This is a genomic window from Actinomadura fibrosa, assembly GCF_900659615.1.
Classification (GTDB): Bacteria; Actinomycetota; Actinomycetes; order Streptosporangiales; family Streptosporangiaceae; genus Spirillospora; species Spirillospora fibrosa.
The window spans coordinates 1-11,230 of record NZ_CAACUY010000266.1 but is presented as its reverse complement, the minus strand read 5'-3'; the positions used below and the strand labels follow the sequence as shown (position 1 = coordinate 11,230).

Here is an 11,230-nt window from a genome sequence, read left to right as displayed (position 1 = left end):
CGCGCCTCCGCCGCCGCGCGCCCCGGCGGCCGGGCGGCCGCGCCGTCCGGGGTCGCGGTCGAGCTGGCCGCCCACGACGACGCGGTCAGGCGCGGCGCCGACGGGCTCATGATGAAGCTGACCCGCACGGACGGCGGCGCCGGCGCCGGCCAGGTGTCGCTGACCGTCGACTACTCGTCCTTCCGGCACGCCTACGGCGGGGACTGGGCGGCCCGGCTGCGGCTGGTCGAGATCCCCGGCGACGGCTCGGCCGCGAAGGTCCTGCCCACGTCCAACGACGTCAAGGCGGGGAGGGCGACGGCGGACGCGGCCGTCACCGCGGACGGCTCCACCTTCGCGCTCACCGCCGGCCCGAACGGCCAGACGGGCGACTACCGCGCGACGTCGCTGTCACCGGCCGGCACCTGGGCGGTGTCCACGCAGTCTGGCGACTTCACCTACTCCTACCCGCTGCGGACGCCCGCCGCGCCCGGCGGCCTGGAGCCCGACCTGGCGCTGTCGTACTCGTCCGGCTCGACCGACGGCCAGACCGCCGCGACGAACAACCAGACGTCCGCGGTCGGCGAGGGCTGGACGATGTGGCCCGGCTCGATCGAACGCGGCTACACGGGGTGCGCCGACGACATCACCGACCCGGCCAAGAAGACCGGCGACCTGTGCTGGGAGACCGACAACGCGACGCTGAGCCTGGCCGGCCACTCCTCGCCGCTGGTGTACGCGGGCGGGAGCACCTGGCGGCCGAAGAAGGACGACGGCTCCCGCGTCGAACGGCTGACCGGCGCCGACAACGGCGACAAGGGAGGCTCCGAGGGCGTCGGCGAGTACTGGAAGGTCACCACGACCGACGGCACCCAGTACTTCTTCGGGCAGACCAAGGCGTCGGCGTGGACGGTGCCGGTCTTCGGCAACGAGGACGGCGAGCCGTGCAAGCAGAACACGTTCGACGCGTCGTCCTGCGACCAGGCCTACCGCTGGAACCTCGACAAGGTCGTCGACACCCACGGCGACGTCGTCACCTACACCTACACCCCTGAAGTCAACTACTACGCCCGCAACCTCAACGGCGCCAAGCCCGCCCGCTACATCCGCGGCGGGACGCTCGACACCGTCGAGTACGGCGGCCGGACCGGCGAGCACCCGACCGCCAAGGTCGTCCTCGACCACGCCGAGCGCGGCGGCGCGGACGTCCCGTCCGACCAGGCGTGCGCCGAGAAGCAGGACTGCGGCACGAAGTTCTCCCCGACGTTCTGGTCCACCAAGCGGCTGGCCACCGTCACCACGCAGGTGTGGGACGGAACCGCCTACAAGGACGCCGACCGCTGGACGTTCGAGCACAGCTACCCCGAGAACACCGACAAGACCACGCCGTCGCTGTGGCTGCACGGCATCACCCACACCGGCCTCGCCGCCGGGACCGCCGTGGAGGGCCAGGCCGTCGCGCTGCCGCAGGTCACCTTCGGCGGAGCGCAGAAGCCGAACCGCCTGAACACCGACACCGACGGCCTGCTGCCCATGAACAAGTGGCGGATCGACCAGGTCGTCAACGAGTCCGGCGGCGCGGTCACCGTCACCTACCACGACACCGACTGCGTCCCGGGCGCGCCCCCGGCGCCGCAGGGCAACACCAAGCGCTGCTTCCCCGCGATCTGGACGCCCGACGGCGACGTCCAGCGCAACGACTGGATGATCAAGTACGCGGTGCGGTCGGTGGCGCTCCAGGACCGGGTCGGCGGGGCGCAGACCGAGCTGACCACCTACGAGTACCCCGACGGGCCCGGCTGGAAGCAGGACGACAACCCGCTCGTCCCGCGGAGCCGCCGGACGTGGTCGCAGTTCCGCGGCTACGAGAAGGTGCGCGTCCTGCACGGCGACCCGGAGAAGGGGACGCCGTCGGCGACGCTGTACCACTACTTCCGCGGCATGGAAGGCGCCCAGGTCACCGACTCGCGGAACGTCTCCTGGCCCGACGACGACCACCTGGCCGGCTTCCTGCGCGAGCAGATCACCTACGAGGGCGCCGGGGGACCGGTGGTGACCAGCGTCATCAACGACCCCTTGAAGCACGACCCGACCGCGACCCAAGGCGACCAGAAGTCCCACCTCGTCGAGACCGCCAAGACGACCACCCGCGAGGCCCTGAAAGCGGGCGGGTGGCGGACCAGCGAGGTCGGCACCGAGTACAACGACCAGGGCCTGCCCACCAAGGTCAACGACCTCGGCGACCTCGCCGTCCCTGACGACGACCAGTGCACCACGACCGCCTACGCCCGCAACGAGGCGGCCTGGCTGATCGACCTGCCGTCGGACGTGCGGACCGACGGCGTCCCCTGCGACGACAAGCCGACCTACCCGCGCGACGCGGTCTCCCGGACCCGCACCTACTACGACGACGGTGACCTCGGCGCCGCCCCCTCGGCCGGCGACGCGACCAAGGTGGAGAAGCTCAAGGAGTACGTCGACGGCGAGCCCCGGTTCGTCCCGGCGAGCAGGTCCGCGTTCGACGCCTACGGCCGGGTGGTGAAGGAGACCGACCCGCTGGACCACACGACCACCACCGGCTACTCGCCCGCGAGCGGCCTGCCGGCGTCCACGACGGTGACCAGTGTGCGGGCGCCGTCCGACCCCGCCGACGACCAGGCCACCACCACCGCGGTCGACCCCGTCCTCGGCAAGCCGGTCAAGGTCACCGACCCCAACGGCCGGCGCACCGAACTGTCCTACGACGCGCTCGGACGGCTCCGCGGCGTCTGGCTGCCCGGCCGCGCCAAGGGCGACGACAGCCCCAACACCCGCTACGCCTACGAGGTGCGCGCCAACGCACCGGCCTGGGTGTCGACCTCCACCCTCAAGGCCAACGGGAACACCACCACGAGCTACGAGCTCTTCGACGGGTTCCTGCGCTCCCGCCAGAAGCAGGCCCCCGGACCGGGACCCGCCGGCGAGGGCCCCCTGCGCGTCCTCACCGACACCCTGTACGACTCCCGCGGACTCGCGTTCCAGACAAACGGGCCCTACGCGGACAAGGGCGACCCCGGCACCACCCTCGCGGGCGTCGACGACACCAAGGTCCCGGCCATGTCCCGCACGACCTTCGACGGAGCGGAACGGCCCACCGCCACGGCCGTCTCGTCCCTCGGCGACGAGGTCTCCCGCACCACCACCGCCTACTTCGGCGACCACACCGAGGTCACCCCGCCCGCCGGCGGCACACCGGTCGCCACCTACACCGACGCCAAGGGCCGCCTCACCAAGCAGCGCCGCTTCCACGCCGCCACCCCGACCGGCGAGTCCGACGAGACGACGTACACCTACACCGGCGCCGGACAGCTCCGGACGATGACCGACGCCGCGGGCAGCACCTGGCGCTACGGCTACGACCTGCTCGGCAACGAGCTGACCGCGTCCGACCCGGACAAGGGCGACACCACCCAGACCTTCGACGACGCCGGCCGCCTCACCTCCACCACGGACGCGCGCGGCATCACCGTCGGCTACCGCTACGACGACCTCGGCCGCAAGACCGAGGAGCGCCAGAAGACCCCCGACGGCTGGAAGACGCTGGCCCAGTGGACCTACGACACGCTCCTCAAGGGACGGCCGTCCTCGTCCACCCGCCACACCGGCACAGAGAAGATCACCACGACCGTCACCGGCTACGACGACGCCTACCGCCCCACCGGCACCAGGCTCACGCTGCCGGCGAGCCTCGCCCCCCTCGACGGCGACTACACCACCGAGACGACGTACAAGGCGGACGGAAGCCCCGCCACCGTCACCCTCCCCGCCCTCCCCGGAGCCGCCGAGGAGACCCTCACCTACAAGTACGACAGCCTCGGCAACCCCTACGAACTGGGAAGCGGCGACCACAAGTACGTGTACGACGCCGCGTACACCGAGTTCGGCGAGCTCTCCCAGGTCCTGTCCGGCGACCAGCCCGCGGCCGGGAAGACCCCCCAGCAGGTCGCGCAGACCTTCTACTTCCAGAACGCCACCCGCCGCCTCGCCCGCGCCGTCGTCCACAGGCGCGGCGAACGGCCCGGCAGCGTCCAGGACCTGACGTACTCCTACGACCCCGCGGGCAACGTCACCGCGATGTCCGACCGGCCGGAGATCGGCGCCGCCGACCTCCAGTGCTTCACCTACGACGGGCTCCGCCGCCTCACCGACGCCTGGACGACCACGTCCACCCCCTGCGGCTCACCCGGCAGCGCCGCCGGAGGCCAGGCACCGTACTGGACGTCCTACACCTACGACGCCGTCGGCAACCGGCTCACCGAAACCCAGCACGGGACGGGCACGGCGGCCGCCGCCGCCACCGCCGGCCGCCGCTACACCTACCCGGCCCCCGGCAAGGCCCGCCCCAACGCCGTCACCTCGATCACCGGCACCGGCACCGCGGCGGCCTCCGCCCCCGCCGCGCCCGCCACCGGCGGCTACCAGTACGACGACGCCGGCAACATGACCGGCCGCCCCGGCCCGTCCGGCCCCCAGACCCTCACCTGGTCACCGCAGAGCAGGCTCGAAAGCGTCACGTCCGGCCCGGACACCACCACCTACCGCTCCGACGCCGACCTCGACCAGGTCGCCACGACCGACTCCAAGGGCATCACCGTCCACTTCGGCGGAGACGAGATCCGCTACGACAAGGCGACCGGCCGCGCCACCACCGCCCGCCGCTACGAGTTCGGCGGCGGCGCCGTCGCCGTCCGGGGCCCCACCGGCCTGAAATGGCTCGTCCACGACCACCACGGCACCGACACTCTCGCGATCGACGCCGCCGACTCCGCCACGACCCCGCGTCCGACCGACCCCTTCGGCAACCCCCGCGGCACCGCCCCCGCCTGGCTCGGCTCCCGCGGCTTCGTCGGCGGCGTCCAGCAGACGGCCGGGATCACCCACCTCGACGCCCGCGAGTACGACCCCGCCCTCGGCCGCTTCCTCTCCGTCGACCCCGTCCTCGACCCCAAGGACCCCCAGCAGTTCAACGCCTACGCCTACGCCGGCAACAACCCCACCACCACGGCCGACCCCGACGGCCGCCGGTACCTCCTGGAGAACGACGGCTCGGCGTCGGTCCCGTCGGCGCAGGCCGCGAAGTACATGGGCTACTACAAGTGGAAGTGGGTCATCTACCGGGCCGCCCGCAGGTCGTGGAGAGCCCACTGCCCCGCCACCACCTTCAGCGGCTGCCGCTTCATGGGACCGCGGCAGCCGAACATCTTCGACCCCCGCGACATCAACCCCCGCTACGTCAAGCCCAAGCCCGCACCCAAGTCCACGCCGAAGCCGACATCCAAACCGAAGTCCACGAAGCCGAACGACTTCGACCGTCCCGTCCTGCACCCGGCAGGCGACGCCCCGGTCCCCGGCTCGCTGTCCGTCTGCCTGGGCGGCTCCGGCGCGATCGGCTACGGCGGCTCCGCCGAGGGCTGCGCCTCCTTCGACTCGAACGGCTTCGCCCTCAACGCCGGGGTGAAGCAGTTCCTCACCGCCGGCGCCGAAGGGGCCGTGGACCTGAGCGTCACCGCGAACACCGACCCCGCCAACCAGATCAACAACGGCTCGGGCGTCTACGGCGAGTTCGGCGGCGAGATCGGCGCCGTCGCCCACGGGAAATGGGGAGCGGGCTTCGAGCACAGCCTCGACGACGGCCACAACAGCGGCTACGTCAAGATGGGCCTCGGCCTCGGCCTCGGTGCCGCGTTCGGACAGGCCGGCTTCTCCCGCGGCGTCAGCACCGGCTACATCAAGTGGCCGTGGACGACCACGGACTACATAGCCGACATCCCCTACCAGGGCCCCTTCAAGTCAAGGAACCCAACCGATTCGGGAATGTACTGACCCCCGAACGGCGACGGCGGCCCGCGCTCCGCACCAGGAAGGCGCGGACCGCCGGAAACGCCGCTCGACCGCCAAGGGAAATCGAGCCCGGTCGCAAAGCGCAGAGGGGCCTCCCCTCACTCGGGGAGGCCCCTCTTGGTGGTGAACGGTGGCGTGCTGGTCCGCCTGAGGCTCGGTCAGCCTGAGGCTCGGCGCAGACCCTGCTGATGCTGCCCAGCAGGGGCGGGTGGCCGCTGCGGTCCGCGGCCGCGGGCGAGTGCGGCGTGCCAGGTCTGGTGCCGCAGCGGGTTGACGATGAGCGCCCCGCACTCGGGGCACTCCATGGTGGGCCGGGTGGGCGGCTTGGCGGAGCCGGCGAACTCGTCCTCGTCATCGTCCTCGTAGGGGACGGGTTCGCCGATCGGCGAGGTCAGCTCGGCGATCTCCAGCCACCGCGTCCGCCAGCGCCCGTCGATCGCGCTCTCGCTGACCTTGCAGGCGCGCAGGAACTGCTCGACGGTGTCCCAGCGCGGGAAGATCTGTCCGTTGAGCATGCGGCTGACGGTGGAGTAGGAGTACTCCATCTGGTTGCTGAGGGTGCGGTAGGACGGTTCGCCGGCGTGCCGGCGCACGTGCCGCAGCCCGAGGGCGAACCGCTGGACCTTCTGCTCGATCTCATCCATGATCTCGATCTCCCTGCCCCGTCCCTCCGGGGGCCGCCTGCCGGCCGGCCCCCGGAGGGACGGTCGGCCGATCTACAAGCGGCTGCCCGAGGGCGGCTGCGTGGGTGCCCGCGTGGGCGACTGCGGCGACTGCGGGGGCGGCTGCGGGCCGGGCCCGCCTCCGCCTCCGCCGAGCAGCCGGGCGAGGATCTGCGCGATCGCGCAGACGGCACCGGCCGCCGTGAGCGCCTGCACCAGGTCGTAGCCGGCGTCCAGCAGCTCGGCCACGAACAGCTGCGTCAGCAGCAGCGCCACGAGCGTTAGCGCGACCCGCCAGTACGGCGGGGGATTCAGGGATCTCAACCCCTTCACCTGTCCTTCGGTTGTTGGCCCGGACGGCGTCTTGCCCTGCCCTTTCCTCGGAGCCGGAGGCGAGTAGTCAGCTCGCCACTCCGATCGATATGGATTTACCCATCTGATGGTAGACGAGGCGGCAAGGGTGCGGCACCTAGGGGTCGGTTGGAACTTTTCCCTGGACTTACGCGTCTCGGCCGCTTCGGATGATCATAAAGGCAGTGGATCGTTCCATCATGTAATGATCATAATGCGAATGATCGCCAACACCACCGAATGGTATTCGACCAACGGCGCGCCACGGAGACGGGAAAGAGGAAAAGAATTCGGGTCGATAGACCTAGAGTCCGCACATAAGGGACGGCCCCCCGTGACTAGCGGGGGGCCGTCATTTCCCGTGCGCCGTCCGGGCCAACAGACGGGTGCGCGGGAGCTCTATTTATCTTCATCCATTCTAGTTGCGCGGGCGCTTTTGTGGCAACTCGCGGGCATGCCAAAGCACGAGCCGCTGTGCGAGGTTCAGGGCAGAGGGGCTCGTGCGCTGGGGGGACGCGGTGACGCGGTCTGAGGGGTCCCTAGGGGCCTCCGATCCACAGGTCCCGGGTAGGTGGACGCCGCGGGGGACGGCCGGCCTCGGGCATGCACCGAGGCGCGCCCAGCCGCGTGCGAACGGTGTGGCCCGGCTGCGTTCTCGCGGTGTGGTCAGGCTGCGCGCGAGCGGTGTGGTCAGGCCGCGTGCGAGTGATGTGGTCGCGAGGCCGGCGCGGCCGACCCCATCGTCCGGATGCCCTCATGGTCGATGAGCTGGCACATCGGGTACGTGACCGGCGGTTCATTGGGCCGAGAACGGGCGCGGCGGGCCGCCGAGGGCCGGCACACCGGCGCGACCATGCGCGGCGACGGCCCCGGGCGCCGGCCACCTTCGCCCGGCGGCCTCTCCGTCCGACGCTGGACCGCCCAGCTGCGGCATCAACGGCGACGCCGACTCGATCCGGGGGACCGTCGACTGGCACGAGCCGCGGGGAACCCGCCGGCGCCGCCTCCCGGACGGGCTGGCAGGCGGCATCCGTCCATAGCCTGGCCAGGCGGAACAGAGCCCGCCCCAACGCGGTCAAGCCGCACCGGTGCCCATGTTTAGCCTGGCGGGGCCGGACGTCTTTGTGCCGGCCCGACCGGGCATCCGGAGAGGCGATGAGAACAGCGCCGCAGGTCGGCAGTACCGCCGCGACCAGCGCGGGGGAGAGAGCGCACAGACGAACCATGCTCCGTGACACGGCCATACGCCCCCATCTCCCGTCATCAAGTCCTGGGCCGTTTCCTCGACCCGCCGGTTGAGGCGCTACCGGATTCACTGAGCCCCTTGCTCTATCCACCAAGCGCCCCCGGCAGTCATCCCAACGTCTGGGCTGAACTCCACTGTGGGGTGCCGCCCGACGAACGTGAACCCCTGAAGCGATAAAAGACACGATGACCGCGAGATGAAACAGGATGAGACACGTCTTCTCTGTCTCGAAGGGCGGCCACGTGTTAGCCTCCCATCGCTCGACCGCCACGCGGACCATCCTCAAGCAGGACGAGATACCCGCTGCGGCGGCCGGCCAAACGCCGAGTTGAGAAGACAAGAAATAAGCAACTCCTTATATTGCACCCCGAATTCAATCACCAGCAATTCTCAAAAAGAACTCCAGCTGCCAGTCGATGACGCGCAGGACGCAAGTCGTCTCATGGTCATCGCAGAGAACCGATATGCGACGGCGGAGGTGCGAAGGGCGCGGGCGCCGCACCTCGGCCGCCTCCTATGTCCCACGGGATACATTGATCTACCCTCGACCGGCCGGCAGGTCGAGGGCTCCCGCCTTGACGCGGGCGAGGAACCGGCCGAGCTGATCCGGGGTGAGGATCAGTTCCTTCCTGGCCGGCTTGCCCTCCTTCCCGTCCTTGATCGCGGTGGAGTACGAGGCGGTGCTGTAGGGGTGGATCTGGAGGCCCTGCTCCTTGAGTTCGTCGTTGACGTCCAGGCAGCGCTTCGCCATCTCGCGCAGGGGACGCTGGCCCCGGACCAGACGGAAGATCTCAAGGGCCCTGGTGAACTCCTGCACGGTGTCGACGCGCATCGGGTCGATCTCGTCCGGCCGGCCGTGGTCGTCGCTCCGCCCGTCCTCCTTGCCGGGCTCCCGGTCGATGGACGGGCCGGTGTCCGCGGGTGCGGCCGGGGCGGCTTCGGCGCCGCCGCACGGGCCGGGCCGGTTCTCGTGCTCGTCGAGCGCACCCGTCGTGTCGGGGTGGCCGGGCGGCGGTGAGCGATCCGCGGGCACGGCGGCGATCTCGGGAGGCCCGGCGCCGAGGACGTCGAGGACGGCGAGGAGCGCGTCCGGGAGCACGTAGGCGCAGTCGCCTCTGGCGATCTCCCGCACCTTGGGCAGCGTGAGCCTGGCCGTCTCGGCGATCTCTTCCTGGGTGGTCCAGGGGTGCTTGTGCCGCCGCAGGCAGTACAGCAGGCCGCGCAGCTTCTCGTGCGGAGGCCCGTCGGAGCCGAAGTGCTCGTCCAGGTGCCTTCTCACCAGGGCGGTCTCTTCGGCCAGTCGCTGAGCGCGTGCGCGCCGGCCCATGGGCGGGCGTGCCGGGAGGAGGCTGGGCCGGACTATCACCGGCCCAAGGCCGGAACGGCGCGGGGAACGAGCCTGCGGGCGGGCGCGGCGGTGCCGCCGCGGCGGGTGCCCCCGGGGCGGGACACCACACGGTCGATGGTCATGGGCGGTTCTTTCCCTGTGCGTAGTGGACGGTGAGCGCCGCGCCCTTATGGGCACGCCATCGACGGCCCGTTGGCGGCCCGGGCGGCCGTGCCGGCACTCGAAAACGAGCCACAGGATGCCAGATACCAGCCGAAATCAACCGGCTTTTGTATGCTCCGTCCCCTTCAAGTTGATCAGGAAGTGAACACGCCTGTGACCTGCATGAACGCTCTCTTGTTCAGGTTCGTTCAGTGTGCAGGGGGGCGGCGATGCCGCAATGATCATCCGTTTCTATGAACGGCGTTCCGGTGTCCCCCATCCGATCGCTTTTATCCCCTTGACAGTCATTTCCTGTGCTGTCTGGTTCTGGAAGCGGGGCCGGGGTTATACAAGGGGGAACGCAGATGCGCCAGGAGGCGATGGCGGATCACTGGAGCGAGCGCCCTCGTCAGCGTGCGCTGGTCGTTCCCTTCGGCGGGATGCGGCCGGTCGACGGTTTCCGGGCGACGGCGAGGACGTTGCCCTCGGAGATGTAGCCGTGCGGGTGGTTCAGCGGGTTGTCCGGATCGTCGGGGTCGGTGAACCGCGACCAGTGGCCGGGCATGCCCTGCCGCAGTGCCTGCTCGGCGAGCTTCGCGCTGCTCGCCCCGTAGAACTCCTTGGCCTCGGGGGACAGCGGGGCGAAATGCTCGATCAGCACGGTCCGCTGGCGGACCTGGACGAAGCCGGCCTCGTCCAGCCAGCGGAACAGGTCCGCCGAACGCAGGAGCTGGCGGGCGTACCCCGGTGACCGCGCCTCCTGGCGGAAGAAGTCGGTGAAGAGGAACCGGTCGCCGGGGCGCACCGTGATCAGGGCGGGGTCGAGGTCCTTGACGGCCACGCGGCCGCCCGGCCTGAGCACCCTGCGCATCTCGCCGAGGGCCGTCCGCAGGGCCGCGTCGTCCAGGTACTGGACCGTGTTGGCGCACCAGACCGCGTCCACCGACGCGTCCGGGAAGGGAAGGGAGACGATGTCCCCGACCTCGACCTCCACCGGGCACGGCGGGTTCCACAGCGGGACCTGCCGGCGCGCGAGCTCCACATGCTCGGCCGCCAGATCGATCGCCGAGACCGATCCTTGCGGTCCGACCAGGGCGGCGAGCCAGGGAAGGAAGGACCCGCTGCCGCATCCCGCGTCCAGGACGTGCTGACCGGCGGTGATCCCGGCCTGGCCCAGCAGCGTCCGGTAGGCGGGCAGGCAGGCCCGGAAGTGCGCGTCCACGATGGAGGAGTGGGTGAAGTCCTGCCCGGTGGACGAGGCGAACCCCCAGGTGCCGCCGCGCTTCACGGGCGGGACTCCGCGCGTGCGGCGGCGGAGGAGGCCAGCGTCGCGAGTGCCCGGCTGACGACGTCCGGCGCCTCCAGCGGGAGGAGATGGCCGGCGCGCGGCACGACCAGAGGACGGTCCTGAGAGAGCGCGGCCGCGGCCTCCATGGCGTCGGCGGTCGTCACGAGCTCGTCCTCGGCCCCCACGAGGACGAGGGCCGGGACGTCCGCCGAGGTCAGGGCACCGGTGGAGTCGGGGCGCGCGGCGATGGCCCGCTGCGCCCAGGCGACCGACGCGGGCGCCGTCCGCCGGGCGGTCCGCCGGACGGCGGCCAGGACCGCGGGGCGCGCCCGGCG

The 11,230-nt window shown here is 71.1% G+C and carries 6 protein-coding genes; 1 reads left to right on the top strand and 5 read right to left on the bottom strand.

Going from position 1 to position 11,230, the window contains the following annotated elements; translation table 11 throughout:
* The first annotated feature begins 108 nt into the window (after window positions 1-108).
* Window positions 109-5,841 carry an RHS repeat-associated core domain-containing protein gene (locus E1300_RS42020; protein WP_207400268.1) on the top strand — a complete coding sequence of 1,911 codons (5,733 nt, stop codon included), beginning with the start codon at window positions 109-111 and terminating at the stop codon, window positions 5,839-5,841.
* A gap of 176 nt (window positions 5,842-6,017) precedes the next feature.
* Here the strand turns inward: E1300_RS42020 and E1300_RS42015 are convergent, their stop codons facing one another.
* From E1300_RS42015 to E1300_RS50770, 5 genes are all read right to left on the bottom strand, one after another.
* Complete coding sequence (locus E1300_RS42015; protein WP_131762866.1) at window positions 6,018-6,503, bottom strand: helix-turn-helix domain-containing protein; 486 nt, start codon at window positions 6,501-6,503, stop codon at window positions 6,018-6,020.
* A gap of 72 nt (window positions 6,504-6,575) precedes the next feature.
* Complete coding sequence (locus E1300_RS42010; RefSeq protein WP_131762865.1) at window positions 6,576-6,845, bottom strand: hypothetical protein; 270 nt, start codon at window positions 6,843-6,845, stop codon at window positions 6,576-6,578.
* A 1,811-nt stretch (window positions 6,846-8,656) separates the two neighbouring features.
* Complete coding sequence (locus E1300_RS42005) at window positions 8,657-9,397, bottom strand: hypothetical protein (RefSeq protein ID WP_131762864.1); 741 nt, start codon at window positions 9,395-9,397, stop codon at window positions 8,657-8,659.
* Between the two features lie 619 nt (window positions 9,398-10,016).
* Window positions 10,017-10,895, bottom strand: coding sequence for a class I SAM-dependent methyltransferase (locus tag E1300_RS42000; RefSeq protein ID WP_131762863.1), 879 nt, complete (start codon window positions 10,893-10,895; stop codon window positions 10,017-10,019).
* A partial coding sequence (locus E1300_RS50770) for an alpha/beta fold hydrolase (protein ID WP_165503238.1) occupies window positions 10,892-11,230 on the bottom strand: 339 nt, incomplete at its 5' end. The genes E1300_RS42000 and E1300_RS50770, both read right to left, overlap by 4 nt.

Bases quoted from the DNA above. Each gene is read 5' to 3' on its own strand.
- E1300_RS42020 (WP_207400268.1), top strand. From the start codon at position 109: ATGATGAAGCTGACCCGCACGGACGGCGGCGCCGGCGCCGGCCAGGTG.
- E1300_RS42015 (WP_131762866.1), bottom strand. From the start codon at position 6,503: ATGGATGAGATCGAGCAGAAGGTCCAGCGGTTCGCCCTCGGGCTGCGG.